The organism is Paenibacillus sp. FSL H7-0756 (assembly GCF_038006765.1).
Classification (GTDB): Bacteria; Bacillota; Bacilli; order Paenibacillales; family Paenibacillaceae; genus Paenibacillus_AQ.
The window spans coordinates 3,308,597-3,332,001 of sequence record NZ_JBBOVT010000001.1; the positions used below are offsets into that span (position 1 = coordinate 3,308,597).

At 52.4% G+C, this 23,405-nt stretch carries 24 protein-coding genes; 15 read left to right on the forward strand and 9 right to left on the reverse strand.

The genetic code is table 11. From position 1 onward, the window contains the following. The first annotated feature begins 7 nt into the window (after positions 1-7). From pfkB to NST04_RS14380, 4 genes are all read left to right on the forward strand, one after another. Positions 8-919 (forward strand): 1-phosphofructokinase, encoded by a 912-nt coding sequence (gene pfkB / locus NST04_RS14365; protein ID WP_341185251.1) that lies wholly within the window; start codon positions 8-10, stop codon positions 917-919. Between the two features lie 46 nt (positions 920-965). Beyond that, on the forward strand, positions 966-2,903 hold the full coding sequence (locus NST04_RS14370; RefSeq protein WP_341184802.1) for a PTS fructose transporter subunit IIABC: 1,938 nt from the start codon (positions 966-968) through the stop codon (positions 2,901-2,903). A gap of 175 nt (positions 2,904-3,078) precedes the next feature. Next, the gene (locus NST04_RS14375; RefSeq protein WP_341018027.1) at positions 3,079-3,579 is read left to right on the forward strand and encodes a Crp/Fnr family transcriptional regulator; all 501 of its coding nucleotides are present in this window, start codon (positions 3,079-3,081) and stop codon (positions 3,577-3,579) included. A 321-nt stretch (positions 3,580-3,900) separates the two neighbouring features. Continuing rightward, the gene (locus tag NST04_RS14380; RefSeq protein WP_036698508.1) at positions 3,901-4,587 is read left to right on the forward strand and encodes a YitT family protein; all 687 of its coding nucleotides are present in this window, start codon (positions 3,901-3,903) and stop codon (positions 4,585-4,587) included. Between the two features lie 128 nt (positions 4,588-4,715). On the opposite strand, the gene NST04_RS14385 is transcribed toward NST04_RS14380, so the two are convergent. The 4 genes from NST04_RS14385 to NST04_RS14400 form a co-directional block, all read right to left on the reverse strand. Further along, positions 4,716-5,450, reverse strand: coding sequence for a class I SAM-dependent methyltransferase (locus NST04_RS14385; protein ID WP_341184803.1), 735 nt, complete (start codon positions 5,448-5,450; stop codon positions 4,716-4,718). 77 nt (positions 5,451-5,527) lie between these two features. Further along, a complete protein-coding gene (locus NST04_RS14390) occupies positions 5,528-5,800 on the reverse strand; it encodes a PQ-loop domain-containing transporter (RefSeq protein ID WP_341184804.1) in 273 nt (90 codons plus the stop codon). A 127-nt stretch (positions 5,801-5,927) separates the two neighbouring features. After that, positions 5,928-6,362: a MarR family winged helix-turn-helix transcriptional regulator gene (locus NST04_RS14395; RefSeq protein ID WP_341184805.1), complete on the reverse strand. Its 435-nt coding sequence runs from the start codon at positions 6,360-6,362 to the stop codon at positions 5,928-5,930. An 88-nt stretch (positions 6,363-6,450) separates the two neighbouring features. Next, entirely contained in the window at positions 6,451-7,482 is a 1,032-nt protein-coding gene (locus NST04_RS14400) for an NADH:flavin oxidoreductase/NADH oxidase (protein WP_341184806.1), read from the reverse strand. Between the two features lie 199 nt (positions 7,483-7,681). Between NST04_RS14400 and NST04_RS14405 the strand changes: the two genes are divergently transcribed. Together NST04_RS14405 and metE are read left to right on the forward strand one after the other, a co-directional pair. Continuing rightward, entirely contained in the window at positions 7,682-8,542 is an 861-nt protein-coding gene (locus NST04_RS14405) for an undecaprenyl-diphosphate phosphatase (RefSeq protein WP_341184807.1), read from the forward strand. A gap of 193 nt (positions 8,543-8,735) precedes the next feature. Next, positions 8,736-11,036 carry a 5-methyltetrahydropteroyltriglutamate--homocysteine S-methyltransferase gene (gene metE / locus NST04_RS14410; RefSeq protein WP_341184808.1) on the forward strand — a complete coding sequence of 767 codons (2,301 nt, stop codon included), beginning with the start codon at positions 8,736-8,738 and terminating at the stop codon, positions 11,034-11,036. 189 nt (positions 11,037-11,225) lie between these two features. Here metE and NST04_RS14415 read toward each other — a convergent pair whose 3' ends face one another. Further along, positions 11,226-11,378: a DUF1540 domain-containing protein gene (locus tag NST04_RS14415; protein WP_076079942.1), complete on the reverse strand. Its 153-nt coding sequence runs from the start codon at positions 11,376-11,378 to the stop codon at positions 11,226-11,228. A 375-nt stretch (positions 11,379-11,753) separates the two neighbouring features. Here NST04_RS14415 and NST04_RS14420 point away from each other — a divergent pair, with 375 nt between their 5' ends. Beyond that, positions 11,754-12,893 carry a DUF4349 domain-containing protein gene (locus NST04_RS14420; protein WP_341184809.1) on the forward strand — a complete coding sequence of 380 codons (1,140 nt, stop codon included), beginning with the start codon at positions 11,754-11,756 and terminating at the stop codon, positions 12,891-12,893. Positions 12,894-13,267: 374 nt separating this feature from the next. Here NST04_RS14420 and msrA read toward each other — a convergent pair whose 3' ends face one another. Both msrA and NST04_RS14430 read right to left on the reverse strand, forming a co-directional pair. Next, complete coding sequence (msrA, locus tag NST04_RS14425) at positions 13,268-14,254, reverse strand: peptide-methionine (S)-S-oxide reductase MsrA (protein ID WP_341184810.1); 987 nt, start codon at positions 14,252-14,254, stop codon at positions 13,268-13,270. A 98-nt stretch (positions 14,255-14,352) separates the two neighbouring features. After that, a complete protein-coding gene (locus NST04_RS14430; RefSeq protein ID WP_341184811.1) occupies positions 14,353-14,853 on the reverse strand; it encodes a TVP38/TMEM64 family protein in 501 nt (166 codons plus the stop codon). Positions 14,854-15,125: 272 nt separating this feature from the next. On the opposite strand from NST04_RS14430, the gene NST04_RS14435 reads away from it, so the two are divergent. The 4 genes from NST04_RS14435 (at position 15,126) to NST04_RS14450 (ending at position 17,870) form a co-directional block, all read left to right on the forward strand. After that, complete coding sequence (locus NST04_RS14435; protein WP_341184812.1) at positions 15,126-16,061, forward strand: Gfo/Idh/MocA family protein; 936 nt, start codon at positions 15,126-15,128, stop codon at positions 16,059-16,061. Between the two features lie 32 nt (positions 16,062-16,093). Then, positions 16,094-16,417 carry a hypothetical protein gene (locus NST04_RS14440; RefSeq protein WP_341184813.1) on the forward strand — a complete coding sequence of 108 codons (324 nt, stop codon included), beginning with the start codon at positions 16,094-16,096 and terminating at the stop codon, positions 16,415-16,417. 125 nt (positions 16,418-16,542) lie between these two features. Then, entirely contained in the window at positions 16,543-16,860 is a 318-nt protein-coding gene (locus NST04_RS14445) for a winged helix-turn-helix transcriptional regulator (RefSeq protein ID WP_341184814.1), read from the forward strand. Between the two features lie 287 nt (positions 16,861-17,147). Beyond that, complete coding sequence (locus tag NST04_RS14450; RefSeq protein ID WP_341184815.1) at positions 17,148-17,870, forward strand: hypothetical protein; 723 nt, start codon at positions 17,148-17,150, stop codon at positions 17,868-17,870. A gap of 109 nt (positions 17,871-17,979) precedes the next feature. Here the strand turns inward: NST04_RS14450 and NST04_RS14455 are convergent, their stop codons facing one another. Next, positions 17,980-18,426 (reverse strand): DUF6773 family protein, encoded by a 447-nt coding sequence (locus tag NST04_RS14455; RefSeq protein ID WP_341184816.1) that lies wholly within the window; start codon positions 18,424-18,426, stop codon positions 17,980-17,982. Next, the gene (locus NST04_RS14460; protein ID WP_036698494.1) at positions 18,404-18,628 is read right to left on the reverse strand and encodes a helix-turn-helix transcriptional regulator; all 225 of its coding nucleotides are present in this window, start codon (positions 18,626-18,628) and stop codon (positions 18,404-18,406) included. Before NST04_RS14460 ends, NST04_RS14455 begins: the two co-directional genes overlap by 23 nt. Positions 18,629-18,824: 196 nt before the next feature. On the opposite strand from NST04_RS14460, the gene ric reads away from it, so the two are divergent. The 4 genes from ric (at position 18,825) to nirD (ending at position 23,400) form a co-directional block, all read left to right on the forward strand. Further along, positions 18,825-19,550, forward strand: a complete 726-nt coding sequence (gene ric / locus NST04_RS14465) for an iron-sulfur cluster repair di-iron protein (RefSeq protein WP_445667891.1) — start codon at positions 18,825-18,827, stop codon at positions 19,548-19,550. A gap of 198 nt (positions 19,551-19,748) precedes the next feature. Then, positions 19,749-20,369: a hypothetical protein gene (locus tag NST04_RS14470; protein WP_341184817.1), complete on the forward strand. Its 621-nt coding sequence runs from the start codon at positions 19,749-19,751 to the stop codon at positions 20,367-20,369. A gap of 234 nt (positions 20,370-20,603) precedes the next feature. Then, a complete protein-coding gene (gene nirB, locus NST04_RS14475) occupies positions 20,604-23,030 on the forward strand; it encodes a nitrite reductase large subunit NirB (protein ID WP_341184818.1) in 2,427 nt (808 codons plus the stop codon). A 25-nt stretch (positions 23,031-23,055) separates the two neighbouring features. After that, complete coding sequence (gene nirD / locus NST04_RS14480; RefSeq protein WP_341184819.1) at positions 23,056-23,400, forward strand: nitrite reductase small subunit NirD; 345 nt, start codon at positions 23,056-23,058, stop codon at positions 23,398-23,400. Positions 23,401-23,405 lie beyond the last annotated feature (5 nt).

Below are 23,405 nucleotides of genomic sequence, written 5' to 3' on the forward strand. Positions count from 1 at the left end.
ATGAATGATGATCTATACGGTGACACTCAATCCTTCCGTCGATTATATCGTGGAGGTAGAAGAGTTAACATTAGGCGGACTCAACCGGATGAAGCGGGATATGAAGCTGCCCGGGGGGAAGGGAATTAACGTATCCCGTGTTCTGAAGCAGCTCGGCGTGGAGAATACGGCCACCGGATTTCTTGGCGGCTTTACCGGCGGCTATATTGACACTTGGCTGGGCCAGGAAGGGATATCCCGCGACTTCGTTCCTATTGCGGACGATACCCGGATCAATATCAAGCTTAAGGCCGGCCAGGAGACGGAGATTAACGGGGCCGGGCCAGTCATTACGGAGACCGAGACGGATTCGCTGCTGCACAAGCTGGAAGCCCTGGAGCCGGGTGACATAGTGATCCTGTCAGGCAGCACGCCACCTTCGCTCGGCGGAGATTTCTACAGCAGGCTGATTGCAGTATGCAAGCAGAAGGGCGCGGAGTTCGTTATTGATACAACCGGGCAGGCCTTGCAGGATGCCTTATCCCAGGGACCGCTGCTGGTCAAGCCGAATCACCATGAGCTGGCAGAGCTGTTCGGTGTTCAGATCAGCACCCGGGAGGAGATTATCACTTACGGACGCAAGCTGCTTACGGGCGGCGCTAAGCATGTGCTGGTCTCCATGGCTGGAGAAGGCGCATTGTTCATTACAGGGCAAGAGGTCTACCATGCCAGCGCTCCTAAGGGCCAGGTGAGAAATTCAGTAGGTGCGGGAGATTCGATGATTGCCGGATTCGTGGGCACCTTATCGCTGACAGGGAATGTGCTTGAAGCCTTCCGTGCCGGTGTGGCATCAGGAAGTGCCACAGCGTTCTCCGACGATCTGGCAGACAAGACATTGATTGAAGAGCTTCGTCCGCTTATTGCCATATCTCAGCTATGAATAACAGAGGTAAGAGGTTCAAGTACATTCGGGGAGTTGAGATTTGATGAAAATTACAGATTTGATGATACAGGAAACGATGATAATGGAGCTGCAGGCTACCACGAAGGAAGGGGCCATTGACGAGCTGATTGCCAGTCTCGCGGCCAGCGGCCGTATCACGGATGCGAAGCTGTTCAAGGAGAAGATTCTGGAGCGTGAAGCCCAGTCCAGCACGGGCATCGGCGGAGGCATTGCCATGCCGCATGCCAAGACCAAGGCCGTTAAGGAAGCAACGGTGGTATTTGCGAAGAGCAGCGCCGGAATTGATTTTGCCTCCCTGGATGAAGCACCGGCCCATATATTCTTCATGATCGCCGCGCCGGACGGAGCTGGAAATATGCACCTGCGAACACTCGCTGCACTGTCCAGGCTGCTCATTGAAAGCGAATTCATCGAACAGCTCATGGGTGCGAAGACACCTGCAGAGGTGTCTGCTTTATTCGATGCCAAGCAAGCGGAGGCTGAAGCTCAGGCGGAAGCGGAAGCCAAGGCAGCGGAAGTGAAGGCTGCCGCACCGCAAGCTGAACCGGCACGGATCATTACCGGGAACCCGGATTCACAGAGCTTCGTTGTTGCTGTAACGGCATGTCCTACTGGAATCGCTCATACCTTCATGGCTGAGGACGCTCTCAAGAAGAAGGCCAAGGAGATGGGCGTTAATATCCGCGTCGAAACCAACGGCTCGGAGGGTGCGCAGAATGTGCTGACACCGGACGAGATTGCCCGGGCCAGCGGGGTCATTATTGCCGCCGACAAGAACGTGGAGATGGAGCGCTTCAGCGGTAAGCCTGTGCTCCAGCGTCCTGTTAGCGACGGTATCCGCAAGTCAGAGGAGCTGATCCGGATCGCAGTAGCAGGGGATGCACCTATCTACCGCAGCTCTGGACGTAGTGAAGAAGGTTCTGCGCCTGTGAAGTCCGGTTCTATTGGAAGCAAAATCTATAAAGACCTGATGAACGGCATCTCGCATATGCTGCCGTTCGTAGTCGGCGGCGGCATTCTGCTGGCGATCTCCTTCCTGATTGAACAGGTGGCCAGCCCCGACAACCCGCTGGTTAAGCTGCTGCAGAGCATCGGCGGCGGTGACGGGGCCTTCCACTTCCTCATTCCGATCCTGGCCGGATTTATCGCGATGAGCATCGGCGACCGGCCTGCACTGATGCCGGGTATGGTCGGCGGTCTAATGGCCCTTAACTCCAATTCAGGCTTCCTCGGCGGTCTGGCCGCAGGGTTCCTGGCCGGTTACGTTGTGGTTATGCTCCGCAGAGCCTTCTCGGGCCTGCCGCGCACACTGGACGGACTGAAGCCGATTCTGCTCTATCCTGTATTCAGCCTGCTGATTACCGGTGCGATTATGTTCTTCCTGTTCGATCCGTTGTTCAGCTGGATCAATGGGGGACTGACCGATGTGCTTAATAATCTGGGCACCGGTAACAAGATTCTGCTGGGCTTGGTGCTTGGCGGGATGATGGCTATTGATATGGGCGGCCCGTTCAACAAAGCAGCTTATACCTTTGCTATCGGCGTGTTTACATCCAGTGGCAATACGAACGGAATGATGATGGCCGCAGTCATGGCCGGAGGGATGGTACCTCCGCTGGCGATTGCTCTGGCCACCTCATTCTTCAAGAATAAATTCACGGAGACCGAACGTAAATCCGGCGTAACCAACTATGTGCTGGGCTTATCCTTCATCACCGAAGGAGCCATTCCATTCGCTGCGGCTGATCCGTTGCGGGTGCTTACCTCCTGTATCCTGGGCTCTGCCGTAGCCGGCGGACTTACCCAGCTGTGGAACCTCAACGTTCCCGCACCGCATGGCGGTGTGTTCGTAGCCTTCCTGTCCAGCAATGCCGCGCTGTTCCTGTTATCTGTGCTGATCGGCTCCGTGATTTCCGGGCTGATCCTTGGGCTCTGGAAGAAGCCGATTGAAGCGAAATAACCTATTTTACCTTTCCCTGACACCGCCCGGGAGCAGAGACCATTCTCTGCCCCGGGCGGTTTCTTTACCGTTGAACTCATGAATAATGGCTGTTTTACGCTTGCCCCTCCATTTTGGTGTCTTATTTCGGTATAATTAAAAATATATATACAGAGAAGGCAAAGGAGAATGCGAAATGATTCTGCACAGAGGTGAGGTCTTATTCCGCCAGGGAGACGGCGGCCAGAACCTGTTCAAGGTGAAGAGCGGACTGTTCAAGGTCACGAGACTGCATGAGAACGGGAACATGGTACTGTTCAACCTGTTATATCCTGGTGAGACCGTTCCGCATCATTCCCTCATTTCGCCGAAGGAGGCGCATGGAACCGCAGTGGCGATGATGAAAAGTGAGGTCGAGCTGATTCCGGCTGCAGAATGGTACCGGGAGCTGAGGGAGAAGCCTGAGAAGGTGATGGAGATCGCCCTTTTGCTTCAGGAGAAGGTGCGGTTCATGCAGACGAGGCTCGATCATCTCACTGTTGGGACGCCGGGGGAGCGGATGGCTCTGCTGACCCGCTGGCTGACCGAATATTCTCATGGCGCACAGCTTACAGATCTGCTGACACAGGAAGAAATCGGACAATTGATCGGCGTCCGCCGCGAGACGGTCAACCGTCTGCTGAGAAATCAGGGCTGATTGCTTATTTTTGATGGAAACTGTTTAGAGTGGCCCTTCCGCGTGGTATAATCTATTCAGAACATATCAAACTAAAGAAAGGATCAGGATACCATGTGTCCCCGAAGGACGATTCCCCAAAGGACGATTTGGAAACGTTATGATCTGTCTTATACTTAGCTTCCCTGTAGAATGTGCGCGAACCGTTGTTCATTGACGAAGCCGCTTCTGCGAAGGGAAGGGAGTATTGTATGCGAAGGACTAACACCTCCTCACGTACATCCCCTCGTAGAGACCGGCACGAACGTCTAGCCGCCATATACGATAAGGGGAGACCGAGTAATGAGGAAACAAGACAGTGGCATGAGTTTGCCGCTCCGGTTAGCGATTATTTTGACCGGAACACTATTGCTTGCATTTACGTATTATCACATTAATTATCAGAACCACTTGACCGAAGGCGGATTCGTAGGATTGTCGCTGCTCGGCAAGTATGTACTGGGGATTTCACCATCACTAAGCATCCTGATTTTGGACATTCCGGTACTCATCATCGCAATCATTTTCAAAGGAAAGTCATTCGTAGTGAACACCTTCATATCCGTAGTGGCCTTCACGGTATTCTACGGGCTGATGGAACGCTATTCCGGCTGGGTTATTGACCTGCAGGATAACTTGCCGGTTGCGGCGCTGTTGTCCGGGGTATTGACAGGTCTGGGCGCAGGAATGGTCCTGCTGGGCGGCGGGGCGAGCGGCGGGGACGATATTTTGTCCGTGCTGATCAGTGAATGGAAAGGTATTAAGGTAGGAACCGTATTTATCCTGATGGATGTAATCGTTCTGGCTTTTTCCCTCTTCTATATGCCGTTAAGAGAAACGCTGTATACGGTGATGGCTGTAGTTGTAGCCGGTTATGTAATCACTTTTACAACCTCTCTGGGCAGACGGAAGCTGGTTCAGGCACCTAAGATTCCGTCCGCACTTGCCAAGACTCAGGAAGGCACAGTGAATGTGAATAATGCAATGTGAACTCCGTGAACCACGGGGATGATAAAAGGTCAGCGGACTACCGTCCGGCTGGTCTTTTTTTTGCGCATGTCTGCACCTGAGTTCGCATATCTGTTTGGTCTGCATTAATACTGTATATTCTATAACAGCTACCGCTTCACTGCCGATAGCAGCAGAAACATCGGACGCCGGGTCTCCTCCTGCCAGGCAGGATTCTGCTCCAGCATATCCGGAGTCGGCTGCAGCTCGGAGATCCCGGTCAAGGTGAAGCCGGAACGGATCAGTGTATTGATATAGGTAGCAGCATTCCGGTGGTATTTCATGACGACATGATTGAGGAAGTCAGCCTGCCGCACGCCTTCCAAGTGATAGTTGTCGACGGGCCAGTGCTGCTTCTCCCCGTCCGGGCTGTAATGCCAATCCTGCGCGGCGAGCGCGGTGAAGATCGGATGCTCTACAGAGAAGACGAAGGCTCCCCCGGGCTTCAGACAATGCCGGACCTGGCGGCAGAGGCTGCCGAAATCTTCAATATAGTGGATCGCCAGCGAGCTGATAACGGTATCGAATTCATCCGCACCAAAAGCAGCATCCTCAATCGCCAGCCGTTGATATTTAATCTGCGGATCATGAGTCATCGCTCTGGCCCGCTCCAGCATATTCTCTGAAAGATCGATGCCTACAACGGAATCTGCCCCCTGCTCACGGGCATACCGGCAGTGCCAGCCGAAGCCGCAGCCCAAATCAAGCACCCGCTGGCCCGTCAGATCAGGCAGCAGGGTACGGAAGACCTCCCATTCTCCGGCAGCCTCCAGCCCGCCCGTAGAGCGGGGCATCTGGCTGTAATTCGCAAAGAAACCCTCATCATCATATTTATTCTGCTTCATTTACAGTACCTCCCACATCCTTTTGTTACAGAAAGTATAACGCAGATAGGACGGAGGTGCAGCCTTTAAAACCAACGTTACCCTTGGGTCCGGTAGCGGATAATCAGCAGGACTACCGTTGTTACAACGGCTAGTGATAAGGAATTGGTGATCAGAAAAGCAAATCCGACCCCTTGCGCCGCCAGGTTAACCGCATATGCCTCCATAAGAAGGATGCCGAGCAGCATCAGCAGGTAAGCTTTCAGACTGAGATCTGCAACCGAACGGGTCCGGAGGATCTGCACAATCTGCGGAATCCAGCCTAATGACAGAATAAGGCCGCCGACCAGCTGCATAACAGAGAATACCATTCATACACCCCGCTATTCTTAATTACGTATTAGTATGATGTATGCTCAGGGAGAGAGGGAGGTTCAGACAAAAAACCGCCGCCCCTCGGGAGGGACGGCGGTTGCCCCGGCAGGCAGCTGCCCGGGTCTAGGATTGCTTCAGCTGGATAAGCTGCTCCAGCAGCAGCTGCGTGTCGTCTACAGGAAAGGCTTCCTGCAGCACTTCATTAACGGTCTGCTTCGCCCGGTCAACCTTGTCCTGGCCAATGGCAGTCAGTGAAGTATAAATGCTTCTGCGGTCTGTCTCGCAGGATTTGCGCTCAAGCGCTCCGCAGCCCTTGGCCTCGAAGCGGCTGACCAGCCGAGACACAGCGCTCTGGCTAAGCCCGACCATTGATTCCAGCTGCTGAAGCTTCAATTTTTTCTCAGGGGCTTCGGACAGAAACAGCAGAACATAGAATTCCTTAAGCGATAGCTCATAGTTCTCGGTCAGCTTCGCTTCAAGGGCTGCGGCCACCTTCGTCTGTATAAGAGAGAGCGATACCCAGCTGTTAATCAGATCATTCGAAGGGGGGTTAGTCATGTCTTCCATCCTCCCGGTGTATACCTGTAATGAGTAGTAGTTGTTATAAGTATACCATCACCATAGGCAACCTGCTGACGAATTGTCCTTAACGCGGGAATCCTAAGGCATACTGCTTAGGCACATCTGCGTCTTGGCGCAGCGTCACACCCGCTTCCAGTGTCCAGTAAGGATTCCGCAGCATTCCCCGGCCTACCGCCACCAGGTCAGCTTCTTCATTGCCGATTACGGCATTGGCCAGCAGCGCTTCATCCAACCGTCCTACAGCAATTACCGGCACGTTCAGCTCCTGGCGGATCGTTCTGGCCAGCGGCAACTGATAGGCTGCATGGTTGCCCGGTCCATTCTCTGCGTCAACTGCTCCCTCACCGCCTGAACTGATATGGAAAATATCGGCCCCGGCTTCCTTATAAGCTCTGCTGATCTCCAGACCCTCTTGGATGCCATAACCGCCTTTCACATATTCCCGTGCGGAAATCCGCATGATCAGCGGCATATCCTCAGGCATAACGCTCTTGGCGGCAGCGATAACCTCCCGGCCGAACAAGGTCAGATCCTGTCCGTATTCGTCAGTCCGCTGATTGGTCAGCGGCGAGTGGAACTGGTGAATCAGATAGCCATGGGCGCCGTGCAGCTCAATGGTGTCGAACCCGGCCTGAACCGCACGCTCTACGCCCCGTTTGAATTTCTGGACCATGTCTTTAACTTCTTCTGTTGACAGGGCATGAGGAGTTTTGGACTTGCCGTCATAAGGAATAGCGGAAGCGGAGACAGGGACGCTGGCATCCTCCGCCTTACGCCCGGCATGGGCCACCTGAATTCCAATTTTGGCCCCATGGGCATGACTGGCTTCCACAATCCGCGCCAGCGCCGGGATCTGTTCATCAGACCACAGCCCCAGATCATAATCGGTAATCCGGCCATCCGGCTCCACATCGGCCATCTCGACAATAATTAGTCCGGCACCGCCGACGGCACGGCTGACATAGTGGTTGTAATGCCAGTCGTTAGCAATTCCATCTTTATTGGTAACTGAATATTGGCACATGGGCGGCATGACAACCCGGTTCTTCAGCTTTAAGCTTTTATACTCATAGGGGGTGAACAGATCTTTTGTCATGGGTCTCGCTCCTTTGATGTAAATGGAATTGTTGAAATAATGAATGCATGCGCATGCATATAAATATAAGGTGTACGTTCCGGTCTGTCAAGTCAGCGTTATGGATTAGACTCTGCAATATTGCATGGTATCTGTAAGTTTCAGAAATAGCTGTGCGAGTTTACAACTATTATAATGAAAACAATTTAGGGGGCTAGTTATGGAGCTGCTGACTATTATCAAAGCAATTATCCTGGGCATTGTGGAAGGGCTGACCGAATTTGCTCCGGTATCCTCGACAGGCCATATGATCATCGTGGATGATATGTGGCTTAAATCGCAGGAGTTCCTGGGTAAATATACGGCGAATACGTTCAAGATAGTCATTCAGCTGGGCTCCATACTTGCAGTCGTCATCATTTTCCGCAACCGGTTCATTGACCTGCTGGGACTGAAGAGGTTCAGCCGCAAGGAATTGACTGTAGTCCCAGAAGGTCAGCCGCAGGCTCCGGCAGAAGGCAGGCTGAAGCTGGGCCAGGTGATCGTAGGGCTGATACCTGCAGGTGTATTCGGATTTCTGTTCGAGGATTATATTGATGAACATTTATTCTCGATATCCACAGTGCTGATCGGACTGGTGATAGGAGCCGTATTTATGATCTGTGCCGACCGTTTTGCGCCTGCGAATACCCGGACTGAGAGTGTGGATCAAATTACATATAGGCAGGCGCTATCAGTCGGATTGATCCAATGCATTTCCCTGTGGCCGGGTTTTTCGCGGTCGGGGTCGACGATATCCGGCGGGGTTCTGCTGGGCATGAGCCACCGTGCGGCAGCCGACTTCACCTTCATCATGGCGGTGCCGATTATGGCCGGGGCGAGCCTGATTTCACTGCTGAAGAACTGGCAGTATTTTACGCTGGATGCCCTGCCGTTCTTCATTGCCGGGTTCATCAGCGCCTTCGTATTCGCACTGGTATCGATGCGTTTCTTCCTGAAGCTGATTAACCGGATCAAGCTGCTGCCCTTCGCGATCTACCGGATTGTACTTGCGGGTGTGGTTTATCTGATCTGGTTCTGATTTCGCCGGAACTCCATGTCTAAGCTGCTCCTCCTTTATGAGGGTGCAGCTTTTTTGGCGTTCTGCTATAGGGAATCTGTATAGCCGGATTGCGTGGAATCTGTTGCGGGGCGCTGGAGGCGTGCAGTAAGATGGCATCAGATTAAGGCTTGCAGGCATAAGGGCAGACAATTATACAGGGGAGTGGACATCAATGAGTACAGGAATCAAGACAAGCAGCCTCGGATATCCGAGAATCGGCAAGAACCGTGAATGGAAGAAATTACTGGAGGCTTATTGGGCCGGCAAAATCGATGAGCAGAGCTTCCGCTCACAGATGGAAGATATCCAGCTTCAGCACTTGCAGACCCAGCAGCAGGCCGGAATTGATCTGATCCCGGTGGGCGACTTCACCTTATATGACCATGTGCTGGATACCGCCGCCATGTTCGGGATCGTACCGGCGCGTTACGGTTATAAGGGCGGGGAGATTCCGCTTGATCTGTATTTTGCCATGGCGCGCGGCAATGCAGAAGCCCCGGCCTGCGAGATGACCAAATGGTTCAATACGAACTACCATTACATTGTTCCTGAAATCGGCAGCCTGACCCCGGTATTGACAGCGAATAAGCCGCTGGCCGCCTACCGCTTCGCCAAAGAGCGGGCAGGCATTGAGGGCAAGCCGGTTATAGTCGGACTGTATACCTTCCTGAAGCTGTCCAAGGGCTTCCCGGCAGCCGACATCGCCGCCGTTGCCGCACGCTTCCTCCCGCTGTATGTACAGCTGCTTCAGGAGCTACAGGCTGAAGGAGTAGCCTGGGTACAGATCGATGAGCCGGCAATCGTTACCGGCTTAACGGCTGAGGATACCGCACTGCTCCAGAACATTTACAATGAGATTGCTGCTGCTGTACCAGGACTGAAGCTGATGCTGCAGACTTATTTCGAAGCTGCGGAGCCGCTTGAAGCATTGCTGGCACTGCCTGTGCAAGGTCTGGGGCTTGACTTCGTCCATGACGGCGGCAAGAATCTGGAGTCGGTTGCACGCCTGGGCTGGCCGCAGGATAAGACACTCGGCGCCGGTATCCTGGACGGACGCAACATCTGGCGCGCCGATACCGATGCCAAGCTGGAGCTGGTAGCGAAGCTGCTGAGCTATGTGCCTCAGGAACAGTTAATTCTCCAGCCAGCGTCAAGTCTGCTGCATGTGCCTGTAACGGTTGAGAGTGAGGTCAAGCTGAAGGCTGCGGTCAAGAATGCCTTGGCGTTCGCCAATGAGAAGCTGGCAGAGCTGGTTCTGATTGCGGCAGCCGCGAACGAAGGTAGAGAGCGTTATGCCGCCGAGCTGGAGCGCAGCCATGAGGTGCTGGCCGTATTCCGTGCCTTACCGGAGCGCGGGCGTGAGGATGTAGCGGAGCAGGTGCGTGCCCTTGCCCAGCTGCCGGACCACCGCAGCCTTCCGTTCGCCGAGCGTGTCAAGGTTCAGCAGGAGAAGTGGCGTCTGCCGCTGCTGCCGACCACGACCATCGGCAGCTTCCCGCAGACGGCTGAAGTCCGCCAGGCCCGTCTGAAATGGCGCAAGGGTGTCTGGAACCAGGAGCGTTATGACTTGTTCATCAAGCGGCAGATCGCCGAGGCGATTACGCTTCAGGAGGAGCTTGGTCTGGATGTGCTGGTACACGGAGAGTTCGAGCGTACGGATATGGTGGAATTCTTCGGCGAGAAGCTGGCCGGCTATCTGTTCACCGCAGGCGGCTGGGTTCAGTCGTATGGCTCACGCTGCGTGAAGCCGCCGGTAATCTATGCCGATGTTGCCTTTATAGAGCCGATGACTGTGAAGGAGAGCGTGTATGCCCAGTCACTCACGAAGCTGCCTGTTAAAGGAATGCTGACCGGACCGGTCACGATCCTGAACTGGTCCTTTGTCCGCGATGATCTCAGCCGGGAAGCGGTGGCCGGACAAATCGCCCTCGCCCTGCGTCATGAGGTATCCGCGCTCGAGGAGGCTGGTATCGAGATGATTCAGGTCGATGAGCCGGCGATCCGCGAAGGTCTGCCGCTGAAGGCGAGAGATCATGAGTATTACCTGAACTGGGCGGTGAAATCCTTCCGTACCGCCACGAATCATGTCAAGGATACCACGCAGGTGCATACGCATATGTGCTACAGTGAATTTAATGATATGATCGGTTCGATCTCGGCGATGGATGCGGATGTCATCTCCATTGAGACCTCGCGCAGCCATGGTGAGTTGATCGTCAGCTTCGAGGAGCAGGAATACGACAAGGGAATTGGACTGGGTGTGTATGATATCCATAGTCCGCGTGTACCGGTGGTAGAGGAGATGACCTCGGCCATCGAACGTGCGCTGCGCGTGCTGGATGTCCAGCAGTTCTGGATTAATCCCGACTGCGGACTGAAGACACGGGGCTGGGAAGAGACCACAGGCGCACTGCGCAATATGGTGAAGGCCGCGGTCCTGGTAAGAGAGCAGCACAGCGCAGCGACCCGTTAACAGACGAGGCTGTTCCGTTTAAAATCCTCAGAGTTGCACAGAAAAACCACTGCAAGCGGGAGAGTACAGTCTCCGGTTGCAGTGGTTTTATTTTTGCAGGAAACACTTGATAATAATTCTCATTCTTGATAGAATGAGAAAAGAAAGAAGGAACCTGTGGAGGGCTCCTTCATATTCTGCAATCATTCATTATTTGCTTTCGAAGGTTTTGCAATCTGTTTCCTCAGATTGTGTAGGCTGCTTGGAGCTGTGGTAAGCAACGAAGATGGATTCAGCGTTGCATTTGTTTTCTTCAGCCCAGTAGGTGCAAGAATTAACTGCGCACAATACGTCTTTTGCCATGAGGGTTCACCTCCTCTTGTAGTAGTAGGCAACATAAATCGGCAAGAAATCAATACAGCTGCCCGGGCAAGGTGGAGCTTGTCCGAATAGCGCCATAACCTTATTCTATGCGAATAGGGTTTTTGGTGTTTTTTTGCCGTTTTATCATCGTAATTGTAACAAATACAGAGACATTACGCAAACAAGGCCACGCAGAACAAATTATCGCGAAATGGTCTTTTTTGTTATTTTCCGTAAATGGCTGCAACCTTCCAGCTTTTGGAACGTCAAGAGGGATAAGTGCGGAACGGACGGACCGATAGAGATAATGGCCGTACTCCGACTAAGCTGAAACACCGTAAGCAGTATACAATTACACTTTATGGAGGAATGAGCATGCGAAAATGGGGTCTGCATTACTTATTGTATCTAGTGGTTGTAGCCGTGGTTCTGACGGGATGCGGCGCGTCGAGTGGCAATTCAGATTCGGCAGCGAATTCAGAAAGCGCGTTCAGAAATGAAGCAGCATCAGACGGATCAGCGGAAAGTGCGCCTGCTGCGGTAGAGGCTAAGGAGGATAGTCTAGCTAACACGGCAATGGCTGACAATGGTCAGGCTGCGGTGAAGGGCGGCGGGGGAAATTCGGCACTCCCCAAGATGGATAGTGGGCAAGGGACAGATGCTTCTGCCGGATTCACCGGCACCGATGTGGTAGCAGGGCTGAACAAGAAGCTGATCTACAAGGCGAACCTCAATATGGAGGTAAGCGACTATGGGGCAGCGCAGACTGAAGTGCGGAATATGGTTACTCTGGCCGGAGGCTACATTATCGAATTCTCAGAGAATATGTCTGAATATGAACAGGGCGGAACCTTTATCCTAAAAGTGCCTGCGGCAGGCTTCTCTCCGTTCCTGAACAATCTGGAGAAGATTAAGCATGAGAAGCTCCAGAGAAGCATCCAGGGGCAGGATGTGTCGGAGGAATATGTGGACCTGGAGTCACGCCTTAAGGCGAAGCAAATGATGGAGGCACAATATATTGATTTTATGAAAAAAGCGACCAAACCGGCCGATCTCGTCCAGTTCGCCAACCAGCTTGGGGAAATCCAAGAGCAAATCGAACAGATTAAGGGCAGAATGCGGTATATCGATCAGAACGTATCGTTCTCTACAGTCGAGCTTCGCCTCTACCAGACTGAGAAGAGTCTTACCCTTACCAAGACCAATGCCCAGGGGCCGCTGGGTGAACGAGCTTCCGAAGCGCTCAAGAGCAGCATGAAGGCGTTGTCTGTGATGTTCCAGTGGCTTGTTGTTGTACTGGCGGCTGCACTCCCCGTCCTGCTGGTAGCAGGTGTCGTGGTGGCGCTGGTGCTCTGGTTACGGAAAAGCATCAAACGGCGGCAACCCGCGCATCTTGAACAGGCGCGGCTAGGCGGCAACCGGCTGCCGGACCGGGAACCGCAGCCTCATACTGAAGCGGCACCTGTAGTTCCAGCCGCAACGGAAGAGGAGAATATGGATAAGCAGAACAAGTAAAACAAGTAGAACAAAGCCTCCATACCCGTGACTCCGGGCTGGAGGCTTTGTTTTGTTCAGGAAATTATATGGCCCGAATGTATACGGAAAACAACATACATTGTGCACGTACGTAGGTGTGTGGTCCGAATGTATGCGGAAAACAACATACATTGTGCACGAACGTGGGCGTGTGGCCCGAATGTATGCGGAAAACAGCATACATTGTGCTGATGCGCAGGTGTGTGGCCCGAATGTATGCGGAAAACAACATACATTGTACAGGTACGCAGGCAAGTGACCCGAATATATGTGAAAAACAGCATACATTCGGGCCACAGGCAAGTTATGCAAAATAGGAAGCTATAGCTTGAAGCAAGCCGGGATCTCCAGCCTTAAGCATGCTGGAAGAGCACGCGGTACTCGCCGTAGCCTTCCTTCTCCAGATCCTCTTTGGGAACAAAGCGCAGAGCTGCCGAGTTGATACAGTACCGCAGTCCATTCGCTCCAGGGCCGTCATTGAACACATGGCCCAAGTGGGAATCCGCTGTCTTGCTGCGTACCTCAGTGCGGACCATCAGGTGGCTGAGGTCGGATTTCTCCTTGACCGCATAGTCCCGGATCGGACGCGTGAAGCTCGGCCAGCCGCAGCCGGAATCATACTTGTCTTCTGAGCTGAACAGCGGCTCCCCGGAGACAATATCCACATAGATCCCGTCCCCATGGTGATCCCAGAATTCGTTGCGGAACGGAGATTCCGTTGCGCTGTTCTGTGTCACCTCATATTGAAGCGGAGTCAGGCGCTCCTTCAGGCTCTGCGGGTCCTCCTTGTGGGTCCAGTGGGCTTCGATGAATGCTTCCCGGCCCGAGCCCTTGCGGTAACGCTTGTAATGGCCTGGATTCTTGTGGTGATAGCCCTGATGATATTCTTCGGCAGGGTAGAAGGGCTTAGCCGGAAGAATAGGCGTCACAATGGGAGCAGAGAAGCGTCCGCTGGCCTGAAGGGCCGCCTTGGAAGCCTCTGCCTGCTGGCGCTGCTCCTCCGAATGGGTGAAGATGGCCGTTCCGTAAGAAGTGCCGCGGTCATGGAATTGCCCTCCGGCATCGGTAGGGTCAATCTGCTGCCAGAACAGCTCAAGCAGCTTGCTATATGGGAAAATATCCGGATTGAACGTAATCTGTACCGCCTCAACATGTCCGGTCATTTCCGAGCATACCTCTTCGTAGGTCGGATTTACAGTATGTCCGCCTGTATAGCCGGAGATAATTTTGACAATGCCGGGAAGCTCTTCAAAAGGGGATACCATACACCAGAAGCATCCACCGGCGAAGGTGGCCTGTTCGGTCTTGAAATTTATAGAATCAGCTTGAAATTCACTCATTGTTATCCCTCCATCTGTAGAATGCAATTAAATAGATCACAATTTAATTATAAATCAAATAGAGGCTTACTGCCAGCATGCCTGATATTCTTGAAGTGTTAGCGGCCCGCAGAAGGACGGCGGCGCATGGACAATCCGGCCACAGCCAGTACGGCAATATACACGATTATAGCTACAAAGGCACTTCGCGGATGCTGGAACATCTGTCCTCCGAGGAAGGCGTATAGGGCGATGCCGGGGATTTTGCCAAGCGCGGTGGCTCCAAGATAGCTCCAGAAAGGCAGTCCGGCGGCACCGGCATAGATATTCACAGCCATCTGCGGGATAAACGGTGCCAGCCGGGCAATCACTACGGATGCAAAAGGACGCTGCTCCACAGCGGACACAAATCTGTCCAGCGCCGAAATTCTGCTTAGATAGGCCATTGATTTGCTCCGGAACATGGATGTAACGGCTCCATAGACAAGGGCTGCCGCTATTGTGGTAGCACTCCAGCAGATTAACGCTCCTGCGAAGCTTCCGTATGCATACCCGAACAGACCGATAATCAGCTTATAGGGCAGGACCGGAAACAAGGCCAGCACTGTGGCCGCGAGCATGGACAAATACAAAGGATGATCCTCTCTAAGCCAGGCCAAGAGTTCATACCTGTAGATAAACGCGAGGATTATGCACGAAACATACAGAATAATTGTTAGCCATTTTCTCATTATACTATGCCCCTTCTTCACTCCATCCATTTCATCATACTGAAAAAAAAGCAATTAAAGCAATTATTGAAGCAAAGATCATTGTTCCCGCAGCATGTCACGGTATAATACATCTATAAGGGAATAGAAATTCCCCCGAGTATGTAAGGGAGATGCTGTTAATGAAACTATCTGTCCGCAAAAGAGTGGCACTGATCGGCATTGGCGATATTGCCCGTAAAGTCTATTTGCCGCTGCTCTCCCGGCATGATCAGGCCGAGGTGGTGGGTGTGCTCAGCCATTCCTCTGCTACGGTCGAGCGGGCAGTTCAGGCTTATCGCCTTCAGCGGGGCACAACCGAGCTTACGGAGCTGCTGTCCTGGGATCTGGATGCTGTGTTCATACATAGTCCTACAACCACGCACTATGAGCTGGTGACCGCTTGCCTGGAGCATGGGGTATCCGTGTATGTGGACAAGCCGCTCTCCTATGATCTGGAGGAATCCCGCCGGATGGCAGAGCTTGCTGAGAACAAGGGGCTGCTGCTGGGGGTGGGCTTCAACCGCCGCTATGCCCCGATGTATGCCGCAGCCAAATCTTGGCTGCATAAGGCCGGAGGCATCAGCCAATCCACCGCAGTCAAGCACCGCACGAAGCTGCAGCAGGGCAGCAGCCATGAGACGATCCATGATGACCTGATCCATATGCTGGATCTGCTGCTCTGGCTGTCCGGCGGGGATTATGAGCTGCTGCATAGCAGCCTGAAGGCGGATGCGGAGGGGCGGCTTCTGCAGGCTTCGGGAATGCTGGGCTGGGAGAACGGGACCACCGGCCATTACAGCATGGTCCGGGATGCCGGAGCCGATCTGGAGAAGCTGGAGCTGCACGGACATGGGAGATCGGTTGAGGTGACCGACATGGAACGGGTTATATTATATGAGCAGGGCTCGTTGCCGCGCACGCAGAACTTTGGCAGCTGGGATACCGTACTGGAGCGCAGAGGCTTCAGCGGAGCGGTCAGCCATTATCTCAGCAATATAGCGACACCGGAGCAATGCGGCATTTCCGCTTCGGCTGTATTGCCGAGCCATGAATTAGCAGCAAGACTAAGCCGCTGAGCGGTCAGAATCGCAGCAGAGAGGAGGACAACATGGAGGATTACGACAAGTCGATGGAAGAGCGGATCAACGAGAGCTATAAACGGGACGAGGAAATGATGATTCTCGTATTTGCCCAGTGGTGTGTGAATAACAAGCTGGACCCGCATGCCTTGTATCTGCAGGCTTATCCGCAGCAGGAGGGCAATCAGGCGCTGGCCAATGCGCTGGCCCTGACGGTATCCGCAGAGGAGGCCGGATTCATCTCCGATGATACTGTGCTGGGGGTACTCTCTCTATATAGCAACGATGATCTTGCCTATGTGGTTACAGAAGCCATCCAGCTAAGACGCAAAGCAGAAGACACCAAGGATTGAGAGCGGAAATATAATACTAGTGGTTAATGAACTTTTTTTTGCCAAACGATGTTCATTCCAGAATAAATGTGGTAAAATTATATATACTAACTAATTGTAAGCTTCATAAGTGAGAGGTGATAACCATGGAAGAACATCAATTGACGATGTGCCCGAGATTTGAGACGGCTTTTTCGTTTCTGGGCAAGCGTTGGAACGGACTCATTATTCAGACCTTGATGAGCGGCCCTAAGCGGTTCAAGGATATTTCCGGACTGATTCCGTCAATGAGCGATAAGATGCTGTCCGAGCGCATGAAGGATCTGGAATGCGAGGGCATTCTGGTACGGCATGTGTACCCGGAGACACCGGTGCGCATTGAGTATGAATTAACAGTGAAGGGCCGTGCGCTTGAGCCGGTCATGCAGCAAATCCAGACCTGGGCCGAGAGCTGGGTGGAGTAGCAGTACCGTAATATATTTGATGACAGCCTCTTGTCCGGTATCCGGGTAAGGGGCTTTTCATATGCAGTTCTGCTTATTTATGCGGATTTTGCCCAAATAAACCTTGCACTTAGGCCCCACCTGTGTAATATAATAGAACATACTAAATATTACGGATGTGTGGAAGCGTTAACAAAAGTAGGAAAAGCCCAGGGTTATATGGCAGCGCGGATGCTTACAGGATGTGTTTTGGACGATGCTGATGGAAGGAAGCGGAGGGCTTACACAACTTTTAGGAGGCGAGGACCATGACCATCACCTTGTTTTCCCGGGAAATAACCTATGGAAAAAAGGATGTCGCCGAACTGGAGACTGCTTCGATTAAAGTACAGCTAATCTATGACAAGGTGTTGTTCATGCTTCATAACCATCTCCCGGATTCTCTGTGGGATGCATGGATCGGCGTGCCATATGAGATCATTTCTTCGCTATATAAAGGGGACAATGACAGCGGGAGTGTGTTTCAGAAATGGATTCAAGGCCCGTCCGGCTGGAAATGCATCGGCTGTGAGCGTCATTGTCTGGAGCCTGTAACGGCAAGGGGAGGGAATGGCTCAAATGCTCAGCGCCGTTTTACTTTTCATAATGGAATTAGCCAGAGCATGGTACTTCAAGCTGTAATCTGGTCTATGTACGAGAACACCCGGCTGCTTCAGCCTTACTTGGGGGAGGAGGCTTTTCTAAGTGAGGAGGATATGGAGCTAATCTCTGTATACTTCGTGCCAACCTATCTGACCCCGGCGCCGCTGAGCGAATTGAACAAACCAGCCAAAGAATATAAGGACAAGAACATTAGGGTGTATCAGGAATGGATCTCTGCCCCCGATCTGGTGCTGCAGTGGAACGGCGGCCTGACCGAAGGCAGATGGATGACGGGTGTATATGTGGATCATTCAAGGTTCGCCGGACTTGGCCCCTACCTGAAGGATGCGCAGGGCAAGCGGACTTATATGCAGGCGACGGTTCAATAAAAAAGATGAAACTCGAAAAAAAGAGTTGAACTTGAAGCCAGGCCGTCGCTGCGGTGAACATTTGGACTTCCGGCCAGCGCCCAGTTTGGATTTCCTGATATTAACCGCTCTACTCCGCCCGGTTATTCCTCCGCCGGATCAAGTATACAGTGCTTAAGATGATCAGTCCTGCTGTAACAGAAATGATCAGAATCACTTTCCCGTTCGCACCGCTGTCAGCTGCTGATTGGGCGGCGGTTGGATTCACGAAGGTAACGATAAGGATACAGGCCGCCACCACTATGGCCAGAATTGCACCCGCAATGCTTCTCCCGTTCACTCCGTTCTGCCCGCCGCCCGGTCCCACATATGAACCGCTCCAGATCAGTCTTACCAGATAGGAGCCTACACCCAGCATGAAAATTGCGTAATTGCTGAGCGGATACTCCAGCCACTTCATTCCGTAGTTTTGCAGCCCCATGTCTGCCAGCAATAAGAATGCCATCAAAAGAAATGCCTGATTCCCCGCCTTGTGCCGCTTCTGCAGTTGTCTCTCATCCAGGTTCGTTCTGTTCATCCTTCGTTCCCTCCCAAAATAGTTGATCCAGCGTCTTCCCGAGTGTTACACAAATGTCAATGCACAGCCTCAGGGTGGGGTTGTAATCACCGTTCTCAATCGCGATAATCGTCTGCCTTGTGACCCCCACGGCATCTGCGAGCTGTTTTTGCGACATGTCTTTTGCCGCTCTGGAGGCTTTGAGCCTTAAGTTTTTCCCCATTCCCTCACCTCACGCATATTGTAAAATATATAAAACAAAATGTCTAGTATATTTTACATTGAAATACTTAAATTTCACGTTCATTAAAATTTGTTATATTCAGTGCGTACAATCACAAGTTCCGCCTAAGGCCAGTGATAAGGTGTAGAAGTGAAAAGAAACACAAACCTACATTTTAACCTGAGGAGGGGCCAACATGGCGTCCAATCAATTAAACGATACAACAATTCATCCCGGGTTCACCCCGGAAGCAATGGTCAGAGATATTGTTCTGCAGTTCCCCAAAGCAGCAGATTATTTCAAAGCACAGCGGATCGATTTCTGCTGCGGAGGCGCAAAGCCGCTGGCTGAAGCCGCTGCCGAGAAGGGTCTTGACCCGGCAGCAATGGTGCAGGAGCTGAACAAGCTGCAGGAGCAGCACCCCGTTCTGGAAGAAGACACCGCCTGGAACGAGGCTTCTTCAGAGGAGCTGGTGAATTATATTGTGAACAAGCATCACCGTTATCTGCGTGAAGAGCTTCCGTTAATCAGTCAAAATGTAACCAAGGTATTCCGCGTTCATGGTGAGGATTCACCGCATCTGGGAGAAATGCACCGCCTGTTCAATATGCTGCGTGAAGAGCTGCTGCAGCACACGGCGAAGGAAGAAGAGAGCGAATTCCCTAAGATGCTGGCTTACACTCAGAATCCAACTGAAGAAGGACTTGCGGAGCTGCGCGGACTGCTGCATAATCTGGAAGCAGAGCATGACGGGGCCGGAGAGATTCTGCGTGAGCTGCGTAGAGTAACTAATGACTACACACCGCCTGCACATGCCTGCACGACTTATCGACTGACATATGCCCGCCTTGAAGAACTGGAAGGCATGACCTTCGAGCACGTGCATCTGGAGAACAACATTCTGTTCCTGCGTTATCAATAGGACCTGCTGTAAGGTAAAAGTCCCTTCGGGGACTTTTTACTTTTTCTGCCGGCAGAAATGATTTGAGAACCCTTCCTCTATGCGTTATCCTTAAAGAGTCCGGGAAAATACATATGAAGGCGGTGCCGTGGAATGTCCACGAAATGGATGCGCTTAATGCTGTGCCTGCTCTTGCTGACCGCGGCAAGCGGTTGTGGCTTGGGATCAGGGAATGGCGGCAGCAGTAACGGAAGCCAGGGATTAACCTTTTCAGTCATGGTGGGTGACAGTGAAATGGCCGGAAGCTCGGCCAGATTGCTTAACGAAGCTTACGTGCCTGGAAATTCAATAATAGAGCTGTTCAAGAAGAGCGGTGTTGTTACATTTTCAGCGGATGGCCCTAATATTCTTGAAGTAAATAAGGTCTCCCTGGGTCAGGATATGAGCTGGGAGATTCAGGTAAACGGCAAGAAGGTTCAAGAGCTGAATACGACCCTGGAACCGGGTTCGGCCATTACGATGTCAGCAGGGCCTGCCGGAACCGGAAAGATGTTTCAGCCTGTCATCGTCACGGTGAACGGGGGGAGCGAGCAGCCGGAGCTGACACATTCGCATGTGCTTTCTTTTATGCAGGATATGTCCGTCAAGGGACTGCTCAAGAACAGCGGTATGGTCCGGCTTGCCGAAGATAACCGGACGGTGCTTACTGTGATGGATTATACCCCGCTCAGCAGCGAGGAATGGAGACTGAAGGTCAACGATAAAGGGCTGCTCGGCAATGGAGTGGACATGAAGCTCAGTCCGCAGGACAAGCTGGAGATCTCTCTGGTACTGAAATAAGTGAACGGATAACTGTGTTAAACTGCATGGGTATCCGTTTTTTTGAATAATATTCCTATTGGATTCACGCCAGAAGTTGTCCTATATAAGAACGGAGCAATCATATTCACTTGTGTGAAAAAATTCACATAAGGTGTGACTGTGGTCACACTTGCCATGGAATGGGGGACAGTATAATTTCTCTATCAGGTAAAGTTATTGAAGAAATCAGAGTTTCTGAAGGAGGGTCTACCAGTGGCAGCGGAAAGAGAAAAGTTAGTGCTGATTGGGAATGGCATGGCGGGAGTAGGCACTATTGAGCAGATTCTGAAGCTGGGCGGCGCTTATGATATTTCGGTCTTCGGCAGTGAGCCGCATCCCAACTATAACCGGATTATGTTGTCCTATGTACTTGAAGGCAGCAAAACGATTGAAGACATCATCCTCAACGATCTCGGGTGGTATGAAGATAATCATATTACACTGCATACCAGCACAACGGTTACCCGGATCGATGAACAGAACAAACTGATATTGACCGATAATGGACTGGCGGTTCCTTACGATAAAGCAATTATTGCAACAGGCTCGAATTCTTTCATTCTACCCGTACCCGGCAGTACTAAGGATGGGGTAGTCGGGTTCCGCGATATCGCGGACTGCGATGCGATGCTGGCAGCGGCGAAGCAGTACCGCACGGCGGCTGTGATCGGCGGAGGACTGCTGGGTCTTGAAGCTGCGAAAGGCCTGGTCAATCTGGGCATGGATGTTACCGTTGTGCATCTGCTGGAGGATCTGATGGAGCGCCAGCTGGACCGTACCGCTTCTTCAATGCTGCAGGCAGAGCTTACACGGCAAGGTGTGAAATTCGCCATGGGTAAGCAGACAGTTGAATTGACCGGCGAAGAACGGGTTACTGGTCTACGCTTCAGTGATGGCAGTGTGCTGCCGTCAGAGTTTGTAGTGATGGCTGTTGGAATTAAGCCGAATGTCCAGCTTGCAAAGGACAGCGGAATTACAGTTAACCGCGGGATCGTAGTTGACGATTATATGCAGACTTCTATGGCAAATGTGTATTCTGTCGGCGAATGTACAGAGCACCGGGGAACCTGCTACGGACTCGTTGCACCGCTATTTGAGCAGGGCATGGTTCTCGCCAAGCATTTGTCTGGTGTACAGACTCCGGGCTATGAAGGCTCAGTTGTAGCTACCAAGCTCAAAATCTCCGGAGTAGATGTATTCTCCGCCGGTGAATTCACAGAAACGCCGGAGCATACCGTTATTTCTGCCAAGGATGAATGGAAGCGAACCTACAAGAAGATTTTGCTTAAGGATAATGTGATTGTCGGTGCTGTTCTGTTCGGTGATGTAACGGAATCTGCCAGCCTGCAGAAGCTTGTGAAAAACAGCACAGAGATGACGGATGAAATCTATGATGAGGTTATGGGCACAAGCTGCTGCGGCGGAGGAGGAGCCAAGAAGGGGATGTCCGTTGAAGCGATGGCTGATGAAGAAATCGTTTGCGGCTGTAACGGCGTAACCAAAAAAGCGATTGTGGATGCTGTTACGGAGAATGGCTTCACCACGGTGGATGAGATCAAAGCCTGCACGGGTGCAACCCGCTCCTGCGGCGGCTGTAAGCCAGTGGTGGAGCAGATTCTGCAATTCGTTCTCGGAGACAGCTTCCAGCAGAGCGCCAAGCAGGGAATCTGCAGCTGCACCTCGCTAAGCCGGGATGAGATCGTAGCCGAGATTACGGCTAAAGGCCTCCGGACTACTAAGGAAGTTATGCATGTCCTGGACTGGAAGCAGGCAGAAGGCTGTTCCAAATGCCGCCCGGCAGTGAACTATTATCTGGGGATGATCTACCCTGACACTCATGAGGACGAGAAGGAATCCCGGTTCGTCAATGAACGGATGAGCGCCAATATTCAGAAGGACGGAACTTATACAGTTATACCGCGGATGTATGGCGGTGTGACCACTCCTGAGGATTTGAAGCGGATTGCCGATGTGTCCCTGAAGTATGATGTGAAGGTTGTGAAGGTAACGGGCGGACAACGTCTTGACCTGATTGGTGTCAAAAAAGAAGATGTACCTAAGGTGTGGGAGGAGCTGGATATGCCGTCCGGCTATGGTTATGCCAAGTCGCTGCGTACGGTAAAAACTTGCGTAGGTTCGCAGTTCTGCCGCTTCGGCACACAGGATTCCATGGGCATGGGCGCTATGCTTGAGCGTAAATATGAGCGGCTGGATATGCCGGCTAAGTTCAAGATGGCGGTTAACGGCTGTCCGCGTAACTGTGCAGAATCGTGCACGAAGGATATCGGGATTGTCGGCAATGACGGCGGCTGGGAAGTGTTCATCGGCGGCAACGGCGGGATTAAGCCGCGCATCGCAGATGCCTTCTGCAAGGTGAAGACCGACGAGGAACTGGTTGAGGTCTGCTCCGCTGTCATCCAGTACTACCGTGAGACCGGCAACTACCTGGAGAGAACCTCCGAATGGGTAGAGCGTATGGGTCTTGAGCAAATCCAGACTGTGGTTATGGGTAATGACGACAACCGTAAAGAGCTTGCGGCACGTATTGACTTTGCCCTGGCCCAGGTGAGTGATCCTTGGCGGAAAATGCTGGATGACAAAAACACCCGCACCGCGCTGTTCGAAGAGACACAGGTATAGTCTAAAGGGAGAGGGAGAGAGCATAATGGAACGGAGCAATCGGGAATACACGATAGGCGCAGTGGAAGATTTCATGCTGCAGATCGGCCGGGTAGTTCATGCAGGAGAAGTCGAATTAGCGATATTCCGCACATCGGACGGCGCAATTTATGCGGTCCGCAACCACAGTCCCCACCCGAAGGGCGGCCCGCTCGCGGAGGGAATCGTATCAGGCTATTATTTATATGATCCGCTGCATGACTGGAAGATCGACCTTCGCACGGGAGAGGTTCAGGCACCGGACCGTGGGCAGGCAGAAGTCTATCCGGTTACAGTAGAGGGCGGAGTTGTTAAGGTCACTCTGCCTGCAGGAGTAGCAAACCTAAATTAAAGGAA